This is a genomic window from Leclercia sp. TB492, from assembly GCF_049974505.2.
In the GTDB taxonomy this organism is placed as follows: Bacteria; Pseudomonadota; Gammaproteobacteria; order Enterobacterales; family Enterobacteriaceae; genus Enterobacter; species Enterobacter adecarboxylatus_C.
Map to the genome: position 1 here is coordinate 3,154,020 of NZ_CM127572.1, position 26,219 is coordinate 3,180,238.

Here is a 26,219-nt window from a genome sequence, read left to right on the forward strand (position 1 = left end):
TTTCAAGAAGTCTTGCTCTTTCTACAAAAGCTTGCAAGTAAAGTTACAATTCAGCATACAAAATTTAGATGTGCAGCACATTTTATTGCCAGACAAAGCATTTTTTCTTATCTGTTTTGAATTTCACCGCTGTGTTTCAGCTACTTCAGCAAACGCATATAACAATCTGAAAGGGGATTTTGATTTTTCGTGGGGTGAGTGGCCTTGCGCGCTGTCTATTTTCTGACAAGCGGCGTACACTCCGCCTCTCTTCATATCACTGATACAGAAACATGCACACGACCCCCGCCGCCGCCTCGCCAAAGTCATTTGATTTGACCTCATCGGCGTTTTTGATTGTTGCCTTCCTTACCGGGATTGCCGGTGCGTTACAAACGCCAACCCTGAGCCTGTTCCTTACTAACGAGGTTCATGCCCGTCCGGCCATGGTCGGTTTCTTCTTTACCGGAAGCGCCATCATCGGCATCCTGGTCAGCCAGTTTCTGGCCGGGCGTTCGGACAAGAAAGGCGACCGCAAATCTCTGATCGTCTTTTGCTGCCTGATGGGCGTGTTTGCCTGCCTGCTGTTCGCCTGGAACCGTAACTATTTCGTGTTGTTGTTTGTCGGCGTGTTTCTCAGCAGCTTCGGCTCCACCGCCAACCCCCAGCTGTTCGCCCTCGCCCGGGAGCATGCCGACCATACCGGCCGCGAGGCGGTGATGTTCAGCTCGATCCTGCGCGCCCAGGTCTCCCTGGCATGGGTGGTCGGGCCGCCGCTGGCCTACGCCCTGGCGATGGGGTTTGGTTTCACGGCGATGTATCTCAGCGCCGCCGTGGCCTTTGTGGTCTGTGGCGCGATGGTGTGGTTTTTCCTGCCGACGATGCGCAAAGAGCCGAAGCTGGCGACCGGAGTGCTGGAATCCCCTCGCCGCAACCGGCGCGATGCCCTGCTGCTGTTTACGGTTTGCACCTTAATGTGGGGCACCAACAGCCTGTACATCATCAATATGCCGCTGTTTATCATTAATGAGCTGCATCTGTCCGAGAAGCTGGCGGGGGTAATGATGGGAACCGCCGCCGGGCTGGAGATCCCTACGATGCTGATTGCGGGCTACTACGCAAAACGCTTCGGTAAACGTTTCCTGATGCGCGTTGCCGCCGTCGCGGGCCTGCTGTTTTACGTCGGAATGCTTACCGCTCACTCACCGGTGGTGCTGCTGGGATTACAGCTGCTGAACGCCATTTATATTGGCATTCTCGCCGGGATCGGCATGCTCTACTTCCAGGATCTGATGCCGGGCCAGGCGGGTGCCGCGACGACGCTGTACACCAATACCACCCGTGTGGGCTGGATTATCGCCGGTTCTGTGGCCGGGGTGGTGGCCGAGTTCTGGAGCTATCACGCAGTATTCTGGATTGCGCTGGGGATGTGCATCCTCACCACGCTCTGCCTGACGCGCATTAAGGACATTTAAGGCGCGGTGAGCGCCTCGAGTTCGAGCAGCCAGGTCATGGCCTGCCCGCGCGAGGTGCTGCACATCTCGAGCGAAGGCTGGAGCCCGGCACAGACTTTGGGCCGCAAGCTCGAGCCGAAGATTTTGCAGCGCTGCTGTGCGTCCAGCTGGACGCAAGGCGTATTGGCAGGCTTGCCGTTGGGCATCCCGGGAATGGGGCTGGAGATGGAAGGCGCAGTGCAACATGCGCCGCAGTCCGGACGGCAATCCATAAACGTACTTTACCTGAAAGAAAGCCGCTCCCGCGGGCGTGACGCGCACAGTAACACCTTTTGCGTATTGATAGCAAAAGCCACGAAATCCACTTGCCTGAAATGCCGCGCGCGAGTACTTTGACGCGATATTTTTGACCTTCCCGTAAACAGGATGACTGCAATGCCAAGAGCGAACGAAATTAAGAAAGGTATGGTGCTGAATTACAACGGCAAGCTGCTGATTGTGAAAGACATCGATATTCAGGCACCAAGCGCCCGTGGCGCAGCAACGCTGTACAAAATGCGTTTTGCTGATGTGCGTACCGGTCTGAAAGTTGAAGAGCGTTTCAAAGGCGACGATATCGTGGATACCGTTACCCTGACCCGTCGCTATGTCGATTTCTCCTACGTTGACGGCAACGAATACGTCTTTATGGATAAAGAAGACTACACCCCGTACATCTTCACCAAAGATCAGATTGAAGAAGAGCTGCTTTTTATCCCGGAAGGCGGGATGCCGGATATGCAGGTCCTGACCTGGGACGGCGTCCTGCTGGCGCTGGAGCTGCCGCAGACCGTCGATCTGGAGATCGTGGAAACGGCACCGGGCATCAAAGGTGCGTCCGCTTCCGCGCGTAACAAACCGGCGACCCTGACCACCGGTCTGGTCGTACAGGTGCCGGAATACCTCTCCGCAGGCGAGAAAATCCGCATCCATATCGAAGAAAAACGCTATATGGGTCGTGCTGACTAATGTGGCATTTGCCCGGTGGCGCTGCGCTTACCGGGCCTACAAAAAACCGGCCATTGAGCCGGTTTTTTTATTCGTGCTGTTCCAGGCCGGGTAAGGCTGAAGCCGCCACCCGGCAGCTGAACCTACAGGAGTTCTGGATACTTCGTCATCTTCAACGCCAGCTCTACGCCGCGCACTTCCGCCATCCCTTTCAGACGCCCAATCGCGGAATAACCCGGGTTGGTTTTCTTACGCAGATCGTCCAGCATCTGGTGCCCGTGATCCGGGCGGAACGGAATCGGACGCAGATCGCCCGCCCGCTTGCGACGCTGCTCTTCACCCAGAATCGCATCGACCACCGCCACCATGTTCACGTCGCCGCCAAGATGCGCCGCTTCGTGGAAGGTTTTCGGGTTATCTTCCCGGCAGGTGGCGCGCAGGTGGGTGAAGTGGATCCGGTCGCCGAAGGTCTCGATCATCTGCACCAGGTCGTTATCGGCACGCACGCCGTAGGAACCGGTACACATCGTGAAGCCGTTATAGATGCTGTCGACCGTCTCTTTCAGCCACTGCATATCCTCAATGGTGGAGACGATACGCGGCAGGCCGAGGATCGGACGCGGTGGATCGTCCGGGTGGACCGCCAGACGCACGCCCACCTCTTCCGCCACCGGCACGATAGCGCGCAGGAAGACGGCCATGTTTTCCCGCAGCTGGGCTTTATCGATGTTGCCATACTCCGCCAGACGCGCGCGGAACTGGTCGAGGGTATAACCCTCTTCCGCACCCGGCAGGCCGGCGATAATGTTGCGGGTCAGTTTTTCAATCTCGGCATCGCTGGCGTTGTTGAACCATTCCTGCGCCTGCTGCTGCTCTTGTGCGGTGTAATCTGCCGCTGCGCCTTCGCGCTTCAGGATGTGCAGCTCGAAGGCGGCAAAAGCGATCTGGTCAAAGCGCAGCGCTTTTGAGCCATCCGGCATTTCGTACTCGAGGTCGGTACGCGTCCAGTCGAGGATTGGCATAAAGTTGTAGCACACGGTATCAATACCGCAGGCCGCCAGGTTGCGGATACTCTGCTGGTAGTTGGCAATCCAGGTCTGGTAATCACCGGAGTGGGTTTTGATCTCTTCGTGAACCGGAATACTTTCGACCACCGACCAGGTCAGCCCTTTCTCTGCCAGCAGCGCCTGACGCGCTTTGATCTCTTCCACCGGCCACACCTGACCGTTGGGAATATGGTGCAGTGCGGTGACGACGCCCTTTGCGCCAGCCTGACGCACATCATCAAGAGAAACCGGGTCTTTCGGCCCATACCAACGCCAGGTTTGTTCCATTGATTCACCCTCTAAAGTTGTTATACCAATATTATCTATCGAGATGACGACTACCATACATGCCTGACCAGAGAGGTCAACGTGTCTCGCTATATTGATTGATCCATCTCACAGTTCCCGGATAATTACGGCTCACCAATTCAATTTGTTGTCATATAACTTTACACTGGCATTGTTAATTAATGGTTAATCAGGTGTGTATTTCATGAAGACAATTGCCTCCACCACGCTACCCGCTAATGTATTACAGCCGCAGTACGATCGTCAGGCGTTACGCTCCCGTATCGTCCATTTCGGCTTTGGTGCCTTTCATCGCGCCCATCAGGCGCTCCTGACCGATCGGGTGCTGAACGCCAAAGGCGGCGACTGGGGGATATGTGAGATTAGCCTGTTTAGCGGCGATACGCTGATGAGCCAGCTGCGCGCGCAGGATCATCTGTTTACGGTGCTGGAAAAAGGCGCTGAAGGTAATCAGCCGATTATCGTGGGGGCGGTGCATGAATGCCTGAACGCAAAGCTGGATTCGCTGGCGGCAATTATTGAGAAGTTTTGCGAGCCGCAGGTGGCGATTGTCTCCCTGACCATTACCGAAAAGGGCTACTGCATCGATCCGGCCACCGGCAAGCTGGATACCCGTAATGAACGCATCATTCACGATCTGGACTATCCCGATGAACCGCACTCCGCGCCGGGGATCCTGGTCGAAGCGTTGCATCGCCGTCTCGAGCGGGGTCTTTCGCCGTTCAGCGTCCTTTCCTGCGATAATATTCCCGATAACGGCCATGTGGTGAAAAACGCGGTGCTGGGCATGGCCCACAAGCGTTCGCCTGAGCTGGCGGAGTGGATCGCCGCTAACGTCAGCTTCCCGGGCACCATGGTGGACAGGATCGTGCCCGCTGCCACAGACGACTCTCTTGCAGAAATCGCCCGTGAAGTGGGTGTCGAGGATCCGTGCGCCATCAGCTGCGAGCCCTTTATCCAGTGGGTGATCGAGGACAACTTTGTCGCCGGCCGCCCGGAATGGGAAGTAGCCGGAGTACAGATGGTGCAGGACGTCCTGCCGTGGGAGCAGATGAAGCTGCGCATGCTCAACGGCAGCCATTCGTTCCTGGCGTATCTCGGCTATCTGGCCGGTTTCGCCCATATCAACGACTGCATGGCGGACAGCGCGCTGCGTGACGCTGCCCGCCGCCTGATGCTCGATGAACAGGCCCCGACGCTGCGCATCACCGGGGTGGATCTCACCGCCTACGCCGACAGCCTGATTGACCGCTTCGCCAACCCGGCGCTGCAGCACCGCACCTGGCAGATTGCGATGGACGGCAGCCAGAAACTGCCTCAGCGCATGCTGAAGAGTATTCGTCTTCACCGCCAGCGCGACACCGCCTGGCCGCTGCTGGCGCTCGGTGTGGCAGGCTGGATGCGCTATGTTAGCGGCGTGGACGATGCGGGCCATACCATTGATGTCCGCGATCCGCTGAGCGATAAAATTCGCACCATCGTCGAAACCAGCAGCGAAGAGGAGCGCGTCGTCGCCCTGCTGACGCTCACTGAAATTTTCGGCACCGACCTGCCGCAGGATCCGCAGTTCGTGGCGGCCGTCACCGCAGCTTACCAGCGCATCCGCCAGACGGGCGCGCGCCAGGCTATTATCGATACGCTCCAGTTTTAACCGGTGCGTTTCAGGCGAGCGGGAAGCCTCCCGTTCGCCCTCCCCCTTCCCATGGCTGTTCTTTTGCGTCAGGATTACTGATAATTGTTATAGCATCACATTTATCATCCCTGGAGCACCTGTGACTAAAACCAATCTCATTACTGGCTTTCTCGGCAGCGGGAAAACCACGTCGATACTGCACCTGCTGGCGAATAAAGATCCTGCTGAAAAATGGGCCGTACTGGTCAATGAGTTTGGCGAGATCGGCATTGATGGCGCGCTGCTGGCCGATAACGGGGCGCTGGTGAAGGAGATCCCGGGGGGATGCATGTGCTGCGTGAACGGCCTGCCGATGCAGGTGGGGCTGAACACCCTGCTGCGTCAGGGCAAGCCCGACCGGCTGCTGATTGAACCCACCGGGCTGGGCCATCCGAAGCAGATCCTCGACCTGCTCACCGCCCCGGTCTATGAGCCGTGGATCGATTTGCGCGCTACCCTGTGTCTGCTCGACCCGCGTCAGCTGCTGGACGAGAAATATGTCCAGAACGAGAATTTCCGCGATCAGCTTGCCGCCGCCGACGTCATCATCGCCAATAAAGAGGATCGTGCCACCGCGGAAAGCCGCGCCGCGCTGGATATCTGGTGGCAGCACTTCGGCGGTGAACGTCAGCTCGCGTATACCACTCAGGGGAATATCGACAATACCTTGCTTGACCTGCCGCGGCGTAATCTGAATGCGTTGCCCGCCAGCGCTGCCCATACCCACAGCCACGGCGAAAAACAGGGGCTGGCCGCGCTAAGCCTGCCTGCGCATCAGCGCTGGCGTCGCAGCCTGAACAGCGGCCAGGGGCATCAGGCCTGCGGCTGGGTGTTCGACGCCGACACCTGCTTTGACACTATCGGTTTGCTCGAGTGGGTGCGGCTGGCACCGGTTGAGCGCGTGAAAGGGGTAATGCGTATTCCCGAGGGGCTCTTACAGGTCAATCGTCAGGGGGCCGATTTTCACATCGAGACGCAGGGCGTGGCGCCGCCGGATAGCCGAATAGAGTTAATTAGTGCGGTTAACACCGACTGGAACGCCTTACAGTCGAGCTTGTTGAAGCTTCGTTTAAGTTCGGGCAACTAACGTTGCCCTGATTTAACTGCTGACGGCATGATAATGAAAACCCGACTATTACCCATTTTATTACTCAACCTGGCTGGCCTGGCCCTCTTTTTATCCTGGTATCTGCCGGCCAACCACGGTTTCTGGTTCCCGCTGGACAGCGGGATATTTCACTTCTTCAACCACCAGCTGGTGGAGAGTCGCGCCTTCCTGTGGCTGGTGGCGATCACCAACAACCGCGCCTTTGACGTCTGCTCCCTGCTGGCGATGGGCTACCTGATGCTCACCTTCTGGCGCAACGAAAGCGCTGCCGGACGGCGACGCATTCTGATGATCGGCCTGGTGATGCTGCTGACCGCGGTGGTTCTGAACCAGCTGGCGCAGGCCCTTATTCCGGTAAAACGCGCGAGTCCGACGCTATTTTTCCCGGATATCTACCGCGTCAGTGAATTGCTGCATATTTCGACAAAAGACGCCTCAAAGGACAGTTTCCCGGGCGATCACGGGATGATGCTGCTTATTTTCACCGCGTTTATGTGGCGCTATTTTGGTCATAAGACTTTCGCATTAGCCCTGATTATTTTTATGGTTTTCTCTTTCCCACGGGTAATGATTGGCGCGCACTGGTTCAGCGATATTGCCGTCGGATCCCTTTCGGTGGCGTTGATTGGGCTTCCATGGTGTCTGATGACCCCATTGAGTGAGCGCTTAATAACCTTTTTTGATCGCTACCTGCCCCGGGTAATTCAACAATCTTAAAACAAGTTACTCACCGAAATTAACAGTATTCATCAGGGATCATTGCCGATCCCTGATGGATTATCGGCTTGCTCTCCCCGCTCTTGTCATCTTCCTGTCATATTAATCACGTTAGAAATTAACGCGTTGTACAATCCTTAACCTAAATTACTCCCTGATATTGCTATCCCGGCAGCAAAATTTCGGTATCACATTTTCTTATAAAAAATTGGATATTTTTGCTCGCAATGGCTGGCCCGATCGGGTACTCTCAGACTCGTTTTACCTCAGCGCTACAATTATTATCGTTGTAAATAAATTTGTGCGATTCGCCACAGATTTGACCATAAAGAATTGTCTGATAGTGCGCAGGTATTTAGTCTCGTCTCGCTTGGCATTTTTTATAACGATATTTGTCGTTAAGGACTTCAAGGGATAATAAACAACATGGTCAAATCTCAACCGATTTTGAGATACTTCTCACGGGTGATCCCGGCGATTGCAGTAGCGGTTCTGCTTTCAGCTTGTAGCGCATCGAATACCGCAAAGAATATGCATCCTGAGACGCGTGTTGTGGGGTCGGAAGACGCCTCTTCACTGCAAGCTTCTCAGGATGAATTTGAAAAGATGGTCAGCAATCTGGATATTAAATCCCGATTAATGGACCAGTATGCTAGCTGGAAAGGCGTGCGCTATCGCCTTGGCGGCGAAACACGTAAAGGGATTGATTGTTCCGGTTTCGTACAGCGTACTTTCCGCGAACAGTTTGGTTTAGAACTTCCGCGTTCAACCTATGAACAACAGGAAATGGGCAAATCGATTTCGCGTAGCAGCTTACGCACCGGCGATTTAGTTCTGTTCCGTGCGGGTTCAACCGGCCGTCATGTCGGCATCTATATTGGTAACGACCAGTTTGTCCACGCGTCCACCAGCAGTGGTGTGACGATCTCCAGTATGAACGAGCCCTACTGGAAGAAGCGCTACAATGAAGCGCGTCGTGTACTGACTCGCAGTTAACCACCTGTGCTGTCCGTTTCCCTTGGCTGACAGCATGGTAAAAAAGCACTGCTTATGCAGTGCTTTTTTTTTGTACCTCAACATTGAAATCAGGTCTGGTCGTTCCAGGCTATAGTCTGATAGTTGCGTGAGTTTAGCCGTCATGATAACGCGGGCGGCACATCAGGATCCGATACCATTTATGTTTACCCGCCGTTTATCAACCCGCCGCAAAGTGCTGATGCTCAGCGTGCTTGTCGGTCTTCTTGTCGCCCTGCTCTGCGGCGGTATGCAGTTTTTTTTCAGTTATCACAAACGGGAAGTGAAATTCGATAACCTGATTACCGACCTCCATGACTACATTGCGGATTATTTCAAAGAGCTACGCGTCTCCGTTGATGAACTGCAGCCGTTGACCTTAAGCCAGTGCCACGAGGTCAGCGCCGAATTAACCTCCCGCGCCGCATTCAGCCTTAACGTCCGAGCCTTCCTGCTGGTAAAAGATAAAATCGCCTTCTGCTCGTCAGCAACCGGGCCGATGCATGTCCCGCTCAGCGATCTGGTGCCGGATATCGACGTCGATAAAGAGGTCGATATGGCCCTGCTGCCCGGTACCCCGATGATGCCGAAAAAACCGGCCATTGTGTTATGGCACCGAAATCCGCTGTTGAATAACGGCGGGGTATTTACCTCTATTAATCTCAACCTGACTCCCTATCTGTTATATACCGCCCGCCAGGATGAATTTGCCGGTATTGCCCTTATTATCGGCAAGACCGCTTTTTCGACCTATTCAAACCAGTTAATCCCTGTTTCGGACCTGAAGGAACAGCCTGCACGCGCCAGCCAGATTGAGGGGCTACCGCTCACCATTCATCTGTACGCCGAAACCTGGACGCTGGCCGATCTGCAATTTGCGCTGCTGTTTGGTCTGATGTGCGGCTCAAGCATTGGGGTGCTCTGTTTCTACGGGCTGATGAACCGCGCCAACCCGCGTAAAGAGATCCTCACCGGCATTAAGCAGAATCAGTTTTACGTCGTCTATCAGCCGGTCGTGGACGCGACTAACATGCAAATGGGCGGCGTGGAGGTGCTGATGCGCTGGCACCATCCAGGCGCTGGCGAGATCCCGCCGGATGCCTTTATTAGCTTTGCGGAAGCGCAGAAATTAATTGTGCCGCTGACCCTGCATCTCTTCGACCTGATCCTGCGCGACGCCCCGGCGCTGAAAAAACGCCTTCCCCCGGGTTCGAAGCTGGGGATTAATATCTCCCCGGGTCACCTGCACGCCGACAGCTTCAAGGACGATATGCGTAAGTTTGCCGCCTCGCTGCCACCGGATCATTTCCAGCTTGTGCTCGAAATTACCGAGCGCGATATGCTGAATCAGCGGGAAGCAACAAAGCTGTTTGAGTGGCTGCACCTGGAAGGGTTTGAAATCGCGGTGGATGACTTTGGCACCGGGCACAGCGCCCTGATCTACCTTGAGCGTTTTACCATGGACTATCTCAAAATCGATCGGGGCTTCGTTAACGCCATCGGCATGGAAACCGTCACCTCCCCGGTGCTGGATACGGTGCTGACCCTCGCCCAACGACTCAACATGGTGACCATCGCCGAAGGGGTCGAGACCCCCGAGCAGGCGAAGTGGCTGCGCGATCACGGCGTCAATATGCTGCAGGGCTACTGGATCAGCCGCCCGATGCGCCTGGAGCAGCTACAGGTCTGGCAGCCTGATGTTCACCTGGACCGCGAATAATTTCCCAACCACCGCTACGTCACTTATTATTCAGGTATCCGGCCCGGCCAGACTGTAAGAGGAAAACGTAGCGGAATGATTGTGCGCATAGTAGTGCTGCTGATGGCGATGATGAGTGGACTCGGCCAGGCGCAAACCATCAAAGAGAGCTACGCGTTCGCGGTGATTGGCGAGCCGAAATATGCCATCAATTTCGATCGCTACGACTACGTCAACCCTGCCGCGCCCAAAGGGGGCAGCGTTACTCTTGCAGCCATTGGCACCTTCGACAACTTCAACCGCTACGCCCTGCGCGGCGTGGCGGCCGAGCGCACCGACGCCCTTTACGATACCCTCTTTACCACCTCTGACGATGAGCCCGGCAGCTACTATCCGCTGGTGGCAGAACAGGCACGCTACGCCGATGATTTTTCCTGGATGGAGCTGACCATCAACCCGCTGGCGCGCTTTCATGACGGCACGCCGGTGAAGGCCAGCGACGTGGCCTTCACCTTCCATAAATTTATGACCGAAGGAGTGCCGCAGTTCCGGCTGGTCTATAAAGGGGCGACGGTGACGGCCATCGCCCCGCTGACGGTGCGCATCACGCTGCCTAAACCCAATAAAGAGGACATGCTGAGCCTGTTGACCCTGCCGGTGATGCCCGAAAAGTTCTGGAAAGACCACAAGCTCAGCGATCCGCTCGCCACCCCACCGCTGGCGGGTGGGCCGTATCGCATTACCCACTGGCGGATGGGACAGTATCTGATCTACTCCCGGGTGAAAGATTACTGGGCGGCCAATCTGCCGGTGAACCGGGGCCGCTGGAATTTTGACACCCTGCGCTACGACTACTATCTGGACGACAACGTGGCCTTCGAAGCCTTTAAAGCGGGTGCCTTTGATATGCGGGTCGAAAGCAGCGCCAAAAACTGGGCCACGCGCTACACCGGGAAAAACTTTGACCGCGGCTTTATCGTGAAAGAGGCGCTGAAAAACGACTCCGCTCAGGACACGCGCTGGCTGGCGTTTAATATTCAGCGCCCGGTATTCAGCGATCGCCGCGTCCGCGAGGCCATTACCCTCGCCTTTGATTTTGAGTGGATGAACAAGGCGCTGTTCTACGGTGCATACAGCAGGGTTAACAGCTATTTCCAGAACACGGAGTATGCGGCGAAGGGCTATCCGGATGCCGCAGAACTGACGCTTCTCGCGCCGTTGAAAAGCGCTATTCCACCGGAGGTCTTTACCCGCGTCTTCCGGCCTCCCGTCTCTGGAGGCGACGGCTACGATCGCAACAACCTGCTGAAGGCCAGCCAGCTGCTGGATGAGGCCGGATGGGAAATCAAAAATAAGCAGCGGGTCAACAAGCAAACCGGTAAACCGCTCAGCTTTGAACTGCTGTTGGCCTCCGGCGGCAATAACCAGTGGGTGCTGCCGTTCCAGCACAACCTTGAACGGCTGGGCATTACCATGAACATCCGCCAGGTGGATAATTCTCAAGCCACCAACCGGATGCGCAACCGCGATTACGATATGATGCCGCGCCTGTGGCGGGCGATGCCCTGGCCCGGGACTGACCTGCAGATCTCATGGTCCTCAGAATACATTGACTCAACCTATAATGCGCCGGGGGTGAAAAACCCGGCGGTCGATGCCCTGATTGCGCAGATCGTTGCCGCGCAGGGCGATAAAGAGAAGCTGCTACCCCTCGGGCGGGCGCTGGATCGGGTCCTGACCTGGAACTATTACATGCTGCCAATGTGGTTTATGGGCCAGGACCGGGTGGCCCGCTGGGATAAGTTCGCCCTTCCTGCCCAGCGCCCGGTCTATGCTCTCGGGTTTGAAAACTGGTGGTATGACGTTAACAGAGCGGCGAAATTACCCGCCGAACGGCGTTAAGGATACGCAATGGGCGCTTATTTACTTCGTCGTTTACTGCTGGTGATCCCCACCCTGTGGGCGATCATCACCATCAACTTTTTTATCGTGCAGATCGCCCCGGGCGGCCCGGTGGATCAGGCGATTGCCGCCATCGAATTCGGTAACAGCGGGACGATGCCCGGCGGGGGCGATGAAGGCATGCGCGCCAGCCACGCCCGCACCGGGGTCGGCAATATCAATGAGAGCCACTATCGCGGCGGGCGCGGCCTGGATCCGGAGGTGATCGCCGAGATCACCCAGCGCTACGGCTTTGATAAGCCGATCCACGAACGTTACTTCAAAATGCTGGGGGACTATCTGCGCTTTGATTTTGGCGACAGCCTGTTCCGTAGCGCCTCGGTGCTGCATCTGATTAAAGAGAGCCTGCCGGTTTCCATCACCCTGGGGCTATGGGGCACCCTGATTATCTATCTGGTCTCGATCCCGCTCGGCATCCGCAAAGCGATGGATAACGGCAGCCGGTTCGATATCTGGAGCAGCACCTTCATTATTGTTGGCTATGCGATCCCGGCGTTCCTGTTTGCCGTGCTGCTGATCGTCTTCTTTGCCGGCGGGAGCTACTTCGATATCTTCCCGCTGCGCGGGCTGGTGTCGACCGATTTCAGCAGCCTGCCGTGGTACAAGAAGATCACCGACTATCTGTGGCACATCACCCTGCCGGTGCTGGCGACGGTGATCGGCGGCTTTGCGGCCCTGACCATGTTGACCAAAAACGCTTTCCTCGACGAGATCCGCAAGCAGTACGTGGTCACCGCCCGCGCCAAAGGGGTGAGCGAGCGACGCATCCTGTGGAAACACATTTTTCGCAATGCCATGCTGCTGGTGATCGCCGGTTTTCCTGCCACCTTTATCAGCATGTTCTTTACCGGCTCCCTGCTCATTGAGGTGATGTTCTCGCTCAATGGCCTGGGGCTGCTGGGCTACGAGGCCACCGTCTCGCGGGATTATCCGGTGATGTTTGGCACGCTCTATATTTTCACCCTGATTGGCCTGCTGCTGAATATCCTCAGCGATATCTGCTATACGCTGGTCGATCCGCGTATTGATTTTGAGGGTCGCTGATGCCGCGCTTAAGCCCCATCAACCAGGCCCGCTGGGCTCGCTTTCGTGACAATCGCCGCGGCTACTGGTCGCTGTGGATTTTCGCCCTGTTTTTCGCCCTGAGCCTCTGTTCGGAACTCATTGCCAACGACAAGCCGCTGCTGGTGCACTTTAACGATCGCTGGTACGTTCCGGTGGTGAAAGAGTACAGCGAAAGCGATTTTGGCGGCCCTTTTGCCACCGCAGCGGATTATCAGGACCCGTGGTTGCAGGCGCAGCTTAGCGAGCACGGCTGGGTGCTGTGGACGCCGGTCCGCTTTGGCGCCACCAGCATTAACTTTGCCACCACCACGCCGTTCCCGTCTCCGCCCTCGGCGCAAAACTGGCTCGGCACCGATGCCAACGGTGGGGATGTGCTGGCACGCATTCTCTACGGGACGCGGATCTCCATTCTGTTTGGCCTGCTGCTGACCCTGTTTTCCAGCGTGATGGGCGTACTGGCCGGAGCGATTCAGGGTTATTACGGCGGGAAGATTGACCTCTGGGGGCAGCGGTTTATCGAAGTCTGGTCCGGGATGCCGACGCTGTTCTTAATTATTCTGCTCTCCAGCGTGGTTCAGCCCAACTTCTGGTGGCTGCTGGCTATTACGGTGCTCTTTGGCTGGATGGCGCTGGTGGGCGTCGTGCGGGCGGAATTCCTGCGCACCCGCAACTTCGACTACATCCGCGCCGCTCAGGCGCTGGGGGTGAGCGATCGCGGGATCATCTTCCGCCATATGTTGCCGAACGCTATGGTGGCAACCCTGACCTTCCTGCCGTTTATTCTGTGCAGCTCCATCACCACCCTCACCTCGCTCGATTTCCTCGGCTTCGGCCTGCCGCTGGGGTCACCGTCGCTGGGCGAGCTGCTGTTACAGGGCAAAAACAATCTTCAGGCGCCGTGGCTCGGGATCGCCGCCTTTCTCTCCGTCGCCGTGCTGCTCTCTTTGCTGATTTTCATTGGCGAAGCGGTCCGCGATGCCTTTGATCCGAATAAGGCGGTTTAAGATGACCCAGCCTCTGCTTCACATCGACGCTCTCTCCATCGCTTTTCGCCAGCAGGGCGAGCTGCGCACCGTGGTCAACGATATCTCCCTGCAAATAGATGCAGGGGAAACGCTGGCGCTGGTGGGGGAATCGGGCTCCGGGAAGAGCGTCACCGCCCTCTCGGTTCTGCGCCTTCTCCCCGCCCCGCCGGTGGTCTATCCCCAGGGCGATATCCTGTTCCATGGCCAGTCGCTGCTGCATGCCGACGAGCGTACCCTGCGCGGGGTGCGGGGCAACAAGATCGCCATGATTTTCCAGGAGCCGATGGTATCGCTTAACCCGCTGCATACCCTGGAAAAACAGCTCTATGAGGTGCTCTCCCTGCACCGCGGGATGCGTAAAGAGGCGGCGCGCGGGGAGATGCTCGACTGCCTCGAACGCACCGGGATCCGCAATGCCGCAAAACGGCTCGGTGATTTTCCGCATCAGCTCTCCGGCGGTGAACGCCAGCGGGTGATGATCGCCATGGCGCTGCTGACCCGCCCGGAATTGCTGATTGCCGATGAACCGACTACCGCGCTGGACGTCACGGTGCAGGCGCAGATCCTGCAGCTGTTACGCGAGCTGCGCGACGAGCTGAACATGAGCCTGCTGTTTATCACCCACAACCTCAGTATCGTGAAAAAGCTGGCCGACCGGGTGGCGGTGATGCAAAACGGCCGCTGCGTGGAACAGAACCGGGCCGCGACGCTGCTTGCCGCACCCCAGCACCCCTATACCCAGCGGCTGCTCAACAGCGAGCCCGCCGGGGATCCCGTTCCGCTGCCGGACGCTGCGCAACCGCTATTGAGCGTAAAAGATCTCTCGGTAGCGTTTCCGGTGCGCAAAGGCCTCCTGCGGCGGGTGGTGGACAACAAGCAGGTGCTGAACAACGTCAGCTTCACGTTACGCCCCGGCGAAACTCTGGGACTGGTGGGCGAATCCGGATCCGGCAAGAGCACCACCGGGCTGGCGCTGCTGCGCCTGATCGCCTCGAAAGGGGAGATTGTGTTTGACGACCGGCCGCTGCACCGCTGGGATCGCCGACAGATGCTGCCCGTCCGCCACCGGATGCAGGTGGTGTTTCAGGATCCGAACTCCTCCCTGAATCCACGTCTCAACGTGCAGCAAATTATTGAGGAGGGTCTGCGGGTGCATCAACCCGAGCTCAGCCTTAAGGCGCGGGAAGAGGAAGTGATTCGGGTAATGGGCGAAGTGGGGCTGGATCCACAGACCCGGCATCGCTATCCTGCCGCCTTCTCCGGTGGCCAGCGTCAGCGCATCGCCATTGCCCGCGCGCTGATCCTGCGCCCGGAGCTGATTATTCTGGATGAACCCACCTCATCGCTGGATAAAACCGTGCAGGCGCAGATTCTGGCGCTGCTGAAGGAGCTCCAGCACAAGCACCGGCTGGCCTATATCTTTATCAGCCACGATTTACAGGTGGTACGGGCGCTTTGTCACCAGGTGATTGTGTTACGGCAGGGAGAGGTGGTCGAGCAAGGAGAGTGTCAGCGCGTGTTTGCCGCGCCGACGCAGGAGTACACGCGTCAGCTATTAGCGTTACGCTGACGCTCAGACAGGATCCTGACCTGCTACGGATTCGGCAATCGCCACACCGAAGTTTTTCAGACGGCAGGTTGCCGCGAATTCGTCCTGGCTTTTCACGAACAGGCACGGCTCGCCTTCGCACTCCAGGACCGAGCTGTAAAGCTCAATATCCGTCAGCGCCTGGCTCAGCTTTTCCATCACCGGCCATGCGTTGCCCTCTTCCGGCCCCAGCAGCTTGAGCGCCACCAGACAGTTGTCACTGTTCGCAGCGTTTTGCGGAATCGGTTCAACCTTCGAGCCTGCAAAACCCGCCGACCAGCGATAGCTCTGCGGCAAGCGATGGATAATGGAGAGCTGTAATGTATTCACGTTTGTTCCCCGGAAGCAAAATATACTTCACAATCTATTTACATTTATAGTAACACATCATTAAACACTTGCTCTATTTTGAGTAAGAAAACGCTTACACCCAGTTCCCACGGGCTCTGGCGTCTTATTTCTCAGGGCTTTTTGTCAGTGTTTCAGATCGATGGCGGCGCTATATGTACCCGTTTCTGTGATCTAACACAACCTTTTTAGGTACAAAGCTGTGACTATTTACACAAATATATTTTACATAAAAGAAACAAACATGGCGTCAACGAAACCTGTTTTGGTTGACCGGCATCAAAAAAGGGCCCCGTCGGGACCCTTTTTTGTGCCTTATTTGACCGCTTTTCGTGGTCGGCTGGCGTAGAGGCAGAAAAGAATTGAACCGGTAGCGCACAGGGCAATTGACCACAGCATCGGCCAGGCGCTGGTAAAGGTCGCCAGGGAGAGCAGCGCCCCGACAATGGCCCCGATCCCGAAGCGGAAAGTCCCCGCAAGGGAAGAGGCGGTCCCGGCCATATGCGGGAACTCATCAAGGATCACCGCCATCGCGTTGGACGACACCATCGATATACAGCCGACAAAGGCCGCGATACCCACTACCAGGGTCCAGAAGCCCACGTCGAAGAAGGCGGTTACCACCATCCACATCGCCATCACGAACTGGATCCACAGCCCGATGCGGAACATGTTCAGCGCCCCTACCCGGCGAACGAAGCGGCTGTTAATCATCGTCAGCACAAAGATGAACACCACGTTCAGCGCAAAGTAGTAGCCAAAATGCTGCGGTGAGACGTGGTTAAGCTCGATGTAGACAAAAGGCCCGGCGCTGAGGAAGGAGAACATCCCGGCAAAGCTGAAGCCGCTGGCCAGCATATAGCTCAGCACGCGCTTGTGGCGAAACAGTGACGCAAAGTTGCCGAGCGTGGTGCGGATATGAAACTTCTGCCGATGCTCAGCGGGCAGGGTTTCCTTTATAAAGAAGAAGATCATCGCCGAGGCCAGCAGGGCCGCCAGCGCCAGGATCCAGAAAATCGCATGCCAGCTGAACCACACCAGCACCGCGCCCCCGACCATCGGCGCCACCAGCGGCGCAACGGTGGTGACCAGCATGACGAAGGACATCATGCGGGAGAACTCTTCTTTCGGGTAGATATCACGCATCAGGGCATTGATGACCACGCTGGCCGCCGCTGCCGCCAGGCCGTGGAAGAAACGCATCACAATCAGGTGATCGATGGACTGCGACATCGCACAGGCCGCCGCCGCGCCGGCAAACACCAGCGTCCCGCCCAGTATTACCGGTTTGCGGCCCAGGCTGTCGGCCATCGGTCCGTACAGCAGCTGGCCGAGGGCAAAGCCGAGGATATAGGTGCTGAGGGTCATCTGGGCGCTACCGGCCGGTACGCCAAATTGCTCAGCGATCACCGGCAGCGCGGGCAGATACATGTCGATGGACAGCGGCATCAGCATGGCCAGCAGGCCAAGGATAAAGACAATGCTGAACGACGAGTGTGGCCTGGTGGTCACAGTTAGCTCCTGAAATTAGCGAGAAGAGAGGCCAACGCTGGCAATTTCTTCTTCCGTCAACGGGCGGTATTCGCCTGGCTCAAGTTCCGGGTCGAGAGCAATCTCTCCGATCCGTTCGCGATGCAGACCAACAACGTGGTTTCCCACGGCAGCAAACATGCGTTTTACCTGGTGGTAGCGCCCTTCGCTGATGGTCAGACGCACTTCGGTAGGGGTGATCACTTCCAGCACGGCAGGCCTGGTCAGATCTTTTTCATTATGCAGCTGGACGCCATGGGCGAATTGTTCTGCCGTGCTGTCGCTCACCGGGGATTCCAGAGTCACCAGGTAGGTTTTCTCGCAGTGGTGGCGCGGGGAGGTAATACGATGCGACCACTGGCCGTCGTCGGTCATCAGCACCAGGCCGGTGGTGTCGATGTCCAGACGCCCGGCAGCGTGCAGCTTGTGCGCCACGGGTTCGTCGAGGAAATAGAGCACGGTCGGATGATCGGGGTCATCGGTCGAGCAGACATAGCCTTGCGGCTTATTGAGCATAAAGTAGCGCGGGCCGTTCTGCTGAGTCAGCGAATTGCCTTCATATTCTACCTGATGCTCAGGCTGGAGTTTGAACGCGCTGTCTCGCACAATGTCGTCATCCACGGTAACGTGGCTGCCGCGAATCAGACGCGCAGCAATAGCGCGGCTTACGCCGAGTTGCTGAGCGATAAACTTATCAAGTCGCATGAAATAATTTTAGCCTTAAAGGTGCCGGGAGCCGGACGGGGCGCCCGGAAAAGAAGCAGTTAACAACAGCCCAGTATAACGGGCTCTGTGCGCCACTCAAGGGAAAAAGTTTCGTGGCATACTATGTGCGGGATAACAAAGCTGAGTAACCATGACCTTTACACTTCGCCCCTATCAACAGGAAGCCGTGGACGCCACCCTCGCCCACTTTCGCCAGCATAAAGAACCGGCCGCCATCGTCCTGCCCACGGGTGCGGGAAAAAGCCTGGTGATCGCTGAACTGGCACGCCTGGCGCGCGGCCGCGTGCTGGTGCTGGCGCACGTCAAAGAGCTGGTGGCGCAGAACCATGCCAAGTATCTGGCGCTGGGCCTGGAGGCCGATATTTTTGCCGCCGGTTTACAGCGTAAAGAGAGCCACGGCAAGGTGGTGTTTGGCAGCGTGCAGTCGGTGGCGCGCAATCTGGACAAATTTCAGAGCGAGTTCTCGCTGCTGATCGTGGACGAGTGCCATCGCATCAGCGACGACGACGACAGCCAGTACCAGCAGATCCTGACTCACCTGAAGAGCGTGAATCCGCAAATCCGTCTGCTGGGTCTCACCGCCACCCCGTTCCGCCTCGGCAAAGGCTGGATCTACCGCTTTCACTATCACGGCATGGTGCGCGGCAATGAAAAGGCGCTGTTCCGCGACTGCATTTACGAGCTGCCGCTGCGCTACATGATCAAACACGGCTACCTGACGCCGCCGGAGCGGCTGGACATGCCGGTGGTGCAGTACGACTTCAGCCGTTTACAGGTGCAGAGCAACGGCCTGTTCAGCGAGGCGGATCTCAACCGCGAGCTGAAAAAGCAGGATCGCATTACCCCACACATCATCAGCCAGATTATGGAGTTTGCCGCCGAACGCAAAGGGGTGATGATTTTTGCCGCCACCCTCGAGCACGCCCGGGAAATCACCGGCCTTCTGCCCGCCAGCGAGGCCCGGCTTATCACCGGCGAAACGCCGGGCAGCGAGCGCGACCGGTTGATAGAAGATTTTAAGGCGCAGCAGTTCCGCTATCTGGTCAATGTGTCAGTGCTGACGACCGGCTTTGACGCTCCGCACGTCGATCTGATCGCTATTCTGCGTCCGACCGAATCCGTCAGCCTCTATCAGCAGATCGTGGGCCGCGGCCTGCGCTTAGCCCCCGGCAAAACCGACTGCCTGATTCTGGATTACGCCGGGAACCCTCACGACCTGTACGCCCCGGAAGTGGGCGCGCCGAAGGGAAAAAGTGACAACGTTCCCGTACAGGTATTTTGTCCCGGCTGCGGGTTTGCCAACACCTTCTGGGGCAAAACCACCGCTGACGGCACCCTGATTGAGCACTTTGGCCGCCGCTGTCAGGGCTGGTTTGAAGATGACGAGGGCCATCGCGAGCAGTGCGACTACCGCTTCCGCTTCAAAAACTGCCCGCAGTGTAACGCCGAAAACGATATTGCCGCTCGCCGCTGTCGCGCCTGCGATACGGTGCTGGTTGATCCCGACGATATGCTGAAAGCGGCCCTGAAGCTGAAGGATGCGCTGGTGCTGCGCTGCAGCGGGATGGTGCTGGCTCAGGGCGCGGATGAGAAAGGCGAATGGCTGAAAATCACCTATTACGATGAGGATGGAGCCGATGTGAGTGAGCGCTTCCGTCTGCAGACGCCCGCCCAGCGTACCGCCTTTGAGCAGCTGTTTATCCGCCCGCATACCCGCACGCCGGGGGTGCCGCTGCGCTGGATCACCGCGGCGGACATCGTCCATCAGCAGCCGTTGTTGCGCCACCCTGACTTTGTGGTTGCGCGCAAAAAAGGGCAGTTCTGGCAGGTACGCGAGAAGGTTTTCGATTATGAAGGCCGCTATCGCCGGGCCAACGAATTACGTGGATAAAGGGACTTTTCATTGATGTGCGGGCCATTTGAGTATAAAATGCCGCCCGCTTCACATCCGTGAGGCAGAACACTTACCTGCTGCTGGGTCGCCTGTAGCAGGAATAATATGTACAGAGAGAAATCAATGTTAACTATCAATGTAGAAGCACGTAAAGAGCAGGGCAAGGGTGCGAGCCGCCGCCTGCGCGTAGCAAACAAATTCCCTGCCATCATCTATGGCGGCGAAGCTGCTCCGATCGCAATCGAACTGGACCACGACAAAGTGTGGAACCTGCAGGACAAGCCTGGTTTTTACGGCGAAGTTCTGACCCTGGTTGTTGACGGTAAAGAAGAAAAAGTGAAGGTTCAGGCTGTTCAGCGTCACCCGTTCAAGCCAAAACTGTCTCACATCGACTTCGTTCGCGCGTAATCGCTAACAGGTTGAGAAAAAACCCCGCATTGCGGGGTTTTTTTATGGCCGTTATTTACCGCCGGACGTGCGACGCTGTAGCTGGTCGCGCAGGTTCGGCGGGGTGCCTTTAATGGTCAGCGTGTCGGTCGCCGGATCCCAGAAGATGCGCTCGCCCAACAGCATGGCATCAAAGTTTATGGTTAACCCACCGCCGCTGCCGGCAAACTTAGTGAGCTGACGCAGGGTGCTGCGATCCGCCGGGAAGCTCTCTTCCAGCTCGTAGCCCTTCTCCGCCGTAAAGTCCTGGAAACTCACCTCGCTGACGCCTGCCAGCTCTTTTGACAGCGACTCCAGCTCGATCTCTTCCCCTGCCTGCAGCTGCTCGTTGCAGTAGGTGTACACCTGCTGACGCACGTTCTGGCGCTCGGACTTGTCCAGCTCGGCTTCGGCAGTGAAGTCATCCACCGCCTGCAGCAGGCCTTTGTTTTGCGCTTTGGCGTTCAGACCTTCGCTGGCGCCGAGGAAATCCATAAAGAAGTCGGCAACCTTGCGCCCTACCCGCCCTTTCAGGAAGGTCAGATAGCGGGTCGATTCCGGATTGGTTTCCCATTCGGTCAAATCGATCCGCGCCACGATATCCGCGTGGTTGATGTCCAGATAGTGGGTGGAGCTGATATCCAGCTGCTCATTGACGCGCATGCTACTCAGGTTGTTCAGCACCGCCACCAGCAGATACTCCACCGCCAGGTAGCGATAGTGGCAGAACAGGACGATCCCGCCATCGGCAAACGGGTATTTAGCCAGCTCATCGCGCAGGCGACCGGTAGCGGCCCGGCTGAAGGCGAGGAAATCCTCTTCGCCCTGACGCTGCAGGCGCAGCGTCTGCGCCAGTTCACTCTCTTCGCTGAACAGGCCATAGGCTTTGTTTTTGGCGCTGTAAACCCGGTGCAGCTCCGCGATCATGTCAACCGCAGTAGGCGTAGGTTCCAGTAACGAATCGCGCAGCACCAGCTCAAGGGTTTGCTCATCACGCTTGATAAGCTGGTGCAGGGCAATCTGGTTGATATCCAGACTCATGATAAACTCTCCTTTTAGACCGGGCCGTATTCAACCACCCGCCAGTCATGTATGCAACCGAAGATAAAAAAGGGGAAAAAAAGCTGTTGCTACGGTAATATGTTGCCCTTTCCTCCACAAACAGATTTCGATTTATGCCACAACTCTCCCGCTATAGTGATGAACACGTTGAACAAATGCTCAGTGAGCTGCTCAACGTACTGGAAAAACATAAGGCGCCAACCGACCTTTCCCTGATGGTTCTGGGAAATATGGTGACGAACCTTATCAATACCAGCGTTGCGCCGGCCCAGCGCCAGGCGATCGCGAAATCTTTCGCCCAGGCCTTACAGTCCTCGGTTAACGACGACCAGGCGCACTAAGGGAAACGAACGACAGTTTATGGTGACGAATCGTCAGCGCTACCGTGAAAAAGTCTCCCAGATGGTTAGCTGGGGGCACTGGTTTGCCCTGTTCAACATTCTGTTGGCGATGGTGCTTGGCAGTCGTTATCTGTTTGTCGCCGACTGGCCAACAACGCTTGCCGGGCGTATCTACTCCTGGATGAGCGTCATTGGCCATTTCAGCTTTCTGGTGTTCTCGACCTATCTTCTGATCCTGTTCCCGCTGACGTTTGTCGTCATGTCGCAGCGGCTGATGCGGTTTGTCTCCGCCATCCTCGCCACCGCGGGCATGACGCTGTTACTGATCGACAGTGAGGTCTTTACCCGTTTCCATCTCCATCTTAATCCTGTCGTCTGGGAACTGGTGATTAACCCCGACCAGAACGAAACGGCTCGTGACTGGCAGCTGATGTTTATCAGCGTGCCGATTATCTTGCTGATTGAGATGCTGTTTGCTACCTGGAGCTGGCAAAAGCTGCGCAGCCTGACGCGCCGTCGTCGCTACGCCAAACCGGTTGCCGCGCTGTTTTTTGTGGCATTTATCGGCTCGCATTTCATGTATATCTGGGCAGATGCCAACTTCTATCGGCCGATCACCATGCAGCGCGCGAACCTGCCGCTCTCCTATCCGATGACCGCCCGTCGCTTCCTTGAGAAACACGGCCTGCTGGATGCGCAGGAGTACCAGCGCCGCCTGATTGAGCAAGGCGATCCCGAAGCGGTATCGGTGCAGTATCCGCTCAGCGATCTGCGCTACCGTGACATGGGCCAGGGACAGAACGTCCTGCTGATCACCGTCGACGGGCTGAACTACTCGCGCTTTGAGAAGCAGATGCCGACGCTGGCGGAGTTTGCCGATAAGAACATCAACTTTACCCAACATATGAGTTCCGGTAACTCCACCGATACCGGGATCTTCGGCCTGTTCTACGGTATTTCGCCGGGCTATATGGACGGCGTGCTGTCGTCGCGTATCCCGGCGGCGCTGATCACCGGCCTGAACCAGCAGGGTTATCAGCTGGGGCTGTTTTCGTCTGATGGCTTCAGCAGCCCGCTGTACCGCCAGGCGCTGCTGTCCGACTTTTCGCTGCCGACGACGCAGAGCCAGTCCGACGCGCAGACCGCCGGGCAGTGGATCAACTGGCTGAACCGCTATGCGCAGGACGATAACCGCTGGTTCTCGTGGGTTGCCCTCAACGGCACCACGCTGGATGACAGCAACCAGAAAACCTTTGCTCGCCGCTACGCTAAGGCGGCAGGTGATGTGGATGCGCAGATTGCCCGGGTACTGGATGCCCTGCGTGAGTCCGGCAAGCTGGAGAATACGGTGGTGGTGATCACTGCCGGTCACGGCGTGCCGCTGGGCAACGAGGGCAATGATGTCGACTGGTCGCGCCCTCGCCTGCACGTTCCGCTGGTGATCCACTGGCCGGGCACGCCATCGCAACGTATTAACATGCTGACCGATCATAAGGATGTGATGACCACCCTGATGCAGCGTCTGCTCCACGTCAGTACGCCTGCCAACGAGTATTCCCAGGGTCAGGATCTGTTCAGCGCCACACGTCGCCATAACTGGGTGACGGCCGCCAGCAACAATACGCTGGCCGTCACGACGCCAGCCCTGACGCTGGTACTGAACAGCAACGGCAGCTACAAAACCTATAACCCGCAGGGTGAGAAACTTAACGACCAGACGCCACAGCTCAGCCTGCTGTTACAGGTGCTGACGGATGAAAAACGGTTTATTGCTAATTGATTTAAAATTAATCAGTTAGCCTGAACTGGCCTTGCATTAAACGCGGAAATGGGTAGTATAAATTTTACGTGTCGGCACGTAGCGCAGCCTGGTAGCGCATCGTCATGGGGTGGCGAGGGTCGAGAGTTCAAATCTCTCCGTGCCGACCAAAAATCCCAAAAAAAACCAACCCGTTGCGGTTGGTTTTTTTATGCCTGAGCAACAGCCCTAAATGGGCTGTGAGGGCATTCAATTTTTCAGACTGAATCAGTGCGCGACGGTGGCGCTGGTCACCACATCAGCGTTATCGATTTTCAGGATCACCTTTTGCTTACCCTTTACCCAGGTCAAAGGCTGCGTATTTTTAAAACCATATCCCTCAAGCGCGCTGTAAGCTGCATCAACCTTTTGCCCTCGAACGCTGTCGCGCAGAAAGTTGTTCAGCTCTGCGGATTTCTGGTTCTCCGCTTTGGTTTTATGAACATCACAGCTGCCGTCCATCTCAGTCTGCTGATTACACCCGGAGCGTATAAGCTGCTCGCGGAAACTGGCGTTAATTGCCATTGCTGGCCCGGAAACTAACGAGGAAAGCACAACAGCGATCAGTAATTTTTTAACCATACCCGTACCCACCAAATATAAAGAAAGATGCTGAAAAACAGAGAGTCAGCCGCACTCTGAACAGTGCTTTACGCTGTTTAAAAACCACACAGTGTTAATTCGCGATGAAAATTAGCATTGCGTGCTGTGATTCACAAACGAAATTGTTTTAAAGGGAAACTAATAAGTTATTGATATGAATCAGGGAGAGATGCCAGGCCGTTGATGATTAAAGAGTATTTTTTGATTTCAACGCGTTTGATGGGTGTTTCAGATGAAATAAGCGTGAGCCAGTCGTATTTGTAACCGACTGAATTGAATGGCTTTTTCTTACCCTCACGACAAATGTAAGCATTTGTAAAAGAAGACAAAGCCGGCCCGTCAGCGGGCCGGCTGCTGCATGGCATCCTGCTGGTTAGATTTCCGGGGTATGTTTGTATCCGGTCAGCATCAGCAGCAGGCTCTCTTTTGAATCTGCCGGGCTGAACTGATAGTGGTTGCCCTGACGGTCGCCACCGATGTACCAGGAGATTTCCGTCTTGCCTGCGGCCAGGGCTTTACGCACCGCCTTATCGACATCCACCATCCGGTACTCACGCTTGTTGTTGAGATACAGGACAGCATCCGAGCTGTAGTTGCAGGAAGGCCGGGTTTTCCAGGTGACGGTAGCCGGATCCCAGTCGTTGCTGACCGGATAGAAGAAGATCTGATCCGCGCCGTTGGCTTCGACTTTCCCGCCATAGATGCGGATCTTGTATTTGAAGAGGGCGGGATCCTGGCCGGCCGGCAGCGCAGGGATCTTAAATTTCACCAGGCTCATGGTCTCCACGTTACGGGTACGGCCGCCGTTTTTCCAGTTATCCTGGATTAACAGGGTCTGCGCCGTCGGAACCGGCGTGGTCGGCGTCTCGCTGCTCACCCAGACGTTCGCCAGCGCCTTCGAATAGCCGTAAGGCACGTTGGTGCCGCAATCCATGCCCTGATTCATGCACATCTCGGTCATAAAGCGCGCCGCATCTTCAGTCCAGCCGTTCATAAAGTCGGCATGAGCGGTATAGAGACTGCCCCAGTGCTCCTCGCGCGCATCGCCATTCATGGTGGGATCAAGCGACAGCTGCGCTTTCGCCGTATCCAGAGAGGTGATGCCGTGCAGCACCCAGGCCACGTTCATGTTCACCGTCGGGAGCTTCACCGGGAAGCCGGAAGGACACTGCCCTTTCACATCGTAAACGGCATTGGCCATCCCGTGGTGCGGCTTCAGGTTGATGCCGTCCCAGCAGTTGGGGAACTGGATCCCGATATTAAACTGCACGGCATCATTGGCTTTTCTCAGCCCACAGACTTCACCCACTGTATTTGTGTAACCTTTACCGTTGGCGCATAAAAAGGTGATCCGCGAGTTGGGTTTCGTACCATGGTGATCGCCTGCCAGCATCTCCAGCCCGGCGGGGAATGGGCTGAGCGGATACTGATCGACGTTATTGGCCTGATAATAGGTTTTCTGATACGCCGGCTTCACCACCGTACCGTCCGGGAGACGCAGGGAGGGCACCCAGTAAGCCGAGCTGTCGGCTTTGTTATCACAGGTGGTTTCTGGCTGCTGGCGCAGCGAATCATAAGAGGAGTAAGCATCGGTGTGGGTATTACCGAAAAAGTCGTGCCACATCGCCTGATTGACTTTGCCAAACATCATGATGGCGTCATCGCCCAGGGTGTGGTTGTAAGCGCAGACGACGTGCGCCTGCGGGCCGGCATGGGCGTATAGTGACGGCAGCAGCAGGGCTGACGCCAGCGCAGTATAAAGTGTGGTCCTTTTCATAAAAATCTCCTGAAAGAAAGGACCACATTGGTAACAAAACGGTGCTAACTCGCCGAATTTTTTACTGAATACTTTTCCGCTATTGTGCG

General features: G+C 56.6%; 23 protein-coding genes and 1 tRNA gene. 16 read left to right on the forward strand and 8 right to left on the reverse strand.

The features are described from left to right. Positions 1-272: 272 nt before the first annotated feature. A complete protein-coding gene (gene setB / locus ACP4QI_RS14955; protein WP_156264252.1) occupies positions 273-1,454 on the forward strand; it encodes a sugar efflux transporter SetB in 1,182 nt (393 codons plus the stop codon). Here the strand turns inward: setB and ACP4QI_RS14960 are convergent. Next, positions 1,451-1,705, reverse strand: a complete 255-nt coding sequence (locus ACP4QI_RS14960; RefSeq protein WP_142486493.1) for a YkgJ family cysteine cluster protein — start codon at positions 1,703-1,705, stop codon at positions 1,451-1,453. The genes setB and ACP4QI_RS14960 overlap by 4 nt on opposite strands. A gap of 163 nt (positions 1,706-1,868) precedes the next feature. On the opposite strand from ACP4QI_RS14960, the gene yeiP reads away from it, so the two are divergent. After that, positions 1,869-2,441, forward strand: coding sequence for an elongation factor P-like protein YeiP (gene yeiP, locus ACP4QI_RS14965; protein ID WP_014884579.1), 573 nt, complete (start codon positions 1,869-1,871; stop codon positions 2,439-2,441). A 122-nt stretch (positions 2,442-2,563) separates the two neighbouring features. Here the strand turns inward: yeiP and uxuA are convergent, their stop codons facing one another. Next, entirely contained in the window at positions 2,564-3,754 is a 1,191-nt protein-coding gene (gene uxuA, locus ACP4QI_RS14970) for a mannonate dehydratase (RefSeq protein WP_426495230.1), read from the reverse strand. Between the two features lie 205 nt (positions 3,755-3,959). Between uxuA and ACP4QI_RS14975 the strand changes: the two genes are divergently transcribed. The 9 genes from ACP4QI_RS14975 (at position 3,960) to yejF (ending at position 15,607) form a co-directional block, all read left to right on the forward strand. Continuing rightward, complete coding sequence (locus ACP4QI_RS14975) at positions 3,960-5,426, forward strand: mannitol dehydrogenase family protein (RefSeq protein ID WP_426495229.1); 1,467 nt, start codon at positions 3,960-3,962, stop codon at positions 5,424-5,426. Between the two features lie 121 nt (positions 5,427-5,547). Next, positions 5,548-6,534, forward strand: coding sequence for a CobW family GTP-binding protein (locus ACP4QI_RS14980; RefSeq protein WP_142486496.1), 987 nt, complete (start codon positions 5,548-5,550; stop codon positions 6,532-6,534). A 33-nt stretch (positions 6,535-6,567) separates the two neighbouring features. After that, on the forward strand, positions 6,568-7,272 hold the full coding sequence (locus tag ACP4QI_RS14985) for a phosphatase PAP2 family protein (RefSeq protein ID WP_231600404.1): 705 nt from the start codon (positions 6,568-6,570) through the stop codon (positions 7,270-7,272). A 426-nt stretch (positions 7,273-7,698) separates the two neighbouring features. Next, positions 7,699-8,268, forward strand: a complete 570-nt coding sequence (mepS, locus tag ACP4QI_RS14990) for a bifunctional murein DD-endopeptidase/murein LD-carboxypeptidase (RefSeq protein ID WP_039031038.1) — start codon at positions 7,699-7,701, stop codon at positions 8,266-8,268. 181 nt (positions 8,269-8,449) lie between these two features. Beyond that, a complete protein-coding gene (locus ACP4QI_RS14995; RefSeq protein ID WP_426495228.1) occupies positions 8,450-10,006 on the forward strand; it encodes a cyclic di-GMP phosphodiesterase in 1,557 nt (518 codons plus the stop codon). 75 nt (positions 10,007-10,081) lie between these two features. Beyond that, positions 10,082-11,887: an extracellular solute-binding protein gene (locus ACP4QI_RS15000; RefSeq protein ID WP_156264259.1), complete on the forward strand. Its 1,806-nt coding sequence runs from the start codon at positions 10,082-10,084 to the stop codon at positions 11,885-11,887. Between the two features lie 9 nt (positions 11,888-11,896). Beyond that, entirely contained in the window at positions 11,897-12,991 is a 1,095-nt protein-coding gene (locus ACP4QI_RS15005; protein ID WP_156264260.1) for a microcin C ABC transporter permease YejB, read from the forward strand. Next, positions 12,991-14,016: an ABC transporter permease gene (locus tag ACP4QI_RS15010; protein ID WP_426495227.1), complete on the forward strand. Its 1,026-nt coding sequence runs from the start codon at positions 12,991-12,993 to the stop codon at positions 14,014-14,016. The genes ACP4QI_RS15005 and ACP4QI_RS15010 overlap by 1 nt, the downstream gene beginning before the upstream one ends. Before the next feature lies 1 nt (position 14,017). Continuing rightward, on the forward strand, positions 14,018-15,607 hold the full coding sequence (yejF, locus tag ACP4QI_RS15015) for a microcin C ABC transporter ATP-binding protein YejF (RefSeq protein WP_426495226.1): 1,590 nt from the start codon (positions 14,018-14,020) through the stop codon (positions 15,605-15,607). Between the two features lie 3 nt (positions 15,608-15,610). On the opposite strand, the gene ACP4QI_RS15020 is transcribed toward yejF, so the two are convergent. The 3 genes from ACP4QI_RS15020 to rsuA all read right to left on the reverse strand — a co-directional run bounded on the left by ACP4QI_RS15020 (position 15,611) and on the right by rsuA (position 18,208). Continuing rightward, positions 15,611-15,955 (reverse strand): YejG family protein, encoded by a 345-nt coding sequence (locus ACP4QI_RS15020; protein WP_142486503.1) that lies wholly within the window; start codon positions 15,953-15,955, stop codon positions 15,611-15,613. 333 nt (positions 15,956-16,288) lie between these two features. Continuing rightward, complete coding sequence (locus tag ACP4QI_RS15025; RefSeq protein ID WP_142486504.1) at positions 16,289-17,485, reverse strand: Bcr/CflA family multidrug efflux MFS transporter; 1,197 nt, start codon at positions 17,483-17,485, stop codon at positions 16,289-16,291. Between the two features lie 15 nt (positions 17,486-17,500). Then, positions 17,501-18,208 carry a 16S rRNA pseudouridine(516) synthase RsuA gene (gene rsuA, locus ACP4QI_RS15030; protein WP_142486505.1) on the reverse strand — a complete coding sequence of 236 codons (708 nt, stop codon included), beginning with the start codon at positions 18,206-18,208 and terminating at the stop codon, positions 17,501-17,503. A 151-nt stretch (positions 18,209-18,359) separates the two neighbouring features. Between rsuA and ACP4QI_RS15035 the strand changes: the two genes are divergently transcribed. Both ACP4QI_RS15035 and rplY read left to right on the forward strand, forming a co-directional pair. Further along, the gene (locus ACP4QI_RS15035) at positions 18,360-20,120 is read left to right on the forward strand and encodes a DEAD/DEAH box helicase (protein WP_426495225.1); all 1,761 of its coding nucleotides are present in this window, start codon (positions 18,360-18,362) and stop codon (positions 20,118-20,120) included. A 126-nt stretch (positions 20,121-20,246) separates the two neighbouring features. Beyond that, on the forward strand, positions 20,247-20,531 hold the full coding sequence (gene rplY / locus ACP4QI_RS15040) for a 50S ribosomal protein L25 (protein ID WP_106995380.1): 285 nt from the start codon (positions 20,247-20,249) through the stop codon (positions 20,529-20,531). 51 nt (positions 20,532-20,582) lie between these two features. On the opposite strand, the gene yejK is transcribed toward rplY, so the two are convergent. Further along, complete coding sequence (yejK, locus tag ACP4QI_RS15045; protein WP_156264263.1) at positions 20,583-21,590, reverse strand: nucleoid-associated protein YejK; 1,008 nt, start codon at positions 21,588-21,590, stop codon at positions 20,583-20,585. Positions 21,591-21,724: 134 nt separating this feature from the next. Here yejK and ACP4QI_RS15050 point away from each other — a divergent pair, with 134 nt between their 5' ends. From ACP4QI_RS15050 to ACP4QI_RS15060, 3 genes are all read left to right on the forward strand, one after another. Further along, on the forward strand, positions 21,725-21,952 hold the full coding sequence (locus tag ACP4QI_RS15050; protein ID WP_032612681.1) for a YejL family protein: 228 nt from the start codon (positions 21,725-21,727) through the stop codon (positions 21,950-21,952). A gap of 19 nt (positions 21,953-21,971) precedes the next feature. Next, positions 21,972-23,732, forward strand: a complete 1,761-nt coding sequence (yejM, locus tag ACP4QI_RS15055) for an LPS biosynthesis-modulating metalloenzyme YejM (protein WP_156264264.1) — start codon at positions 21,972-21,974, stop codon at positions 23,730-23,732. A 72-nt stretch (positions 23,733-23,804) separates the two neighbouring features. Beyond that, positions 23,805-23,881: transfer RNA gene (locus ACP4QI_RS15060), tRNA-Pro, on the forward strand. Between the two features lie 97 nt (positions 23,882-23,978). Here ACP4QI_RS15060 and ACP4QI_RS15065 read toward each other — a convergent pair. Both ACP4QI_RS15065 and ACP4QI_RS15070 read right to left on the reverse strand, forming a co-directional pair. Next, a complete protein-coding gene (locus ACP4QI_RS15065) occupies positions 23,979-24,332 on the reverse strand; it encodes a hypothetical protein (protein ID WP_231311861.1) in 354 nt (117 codons plus the stop codon). Between the two features lie 394 nt (positions 24,333-24,726). After that, positions 24,727-26,130: a DUF1996 domain-containing protein gene (locus ACP4QI_RS15070; RefSeq protein ID WP_426495224.1), complete on the reverse strand. Its 1,404-nt coding sequence runs from the start codon at positions 26,128-26,130 to the stop codon at positions 24,727-24,729. Between the last annotated feature and the right edge of the window lie 89 nt (positions 26,131-26,219).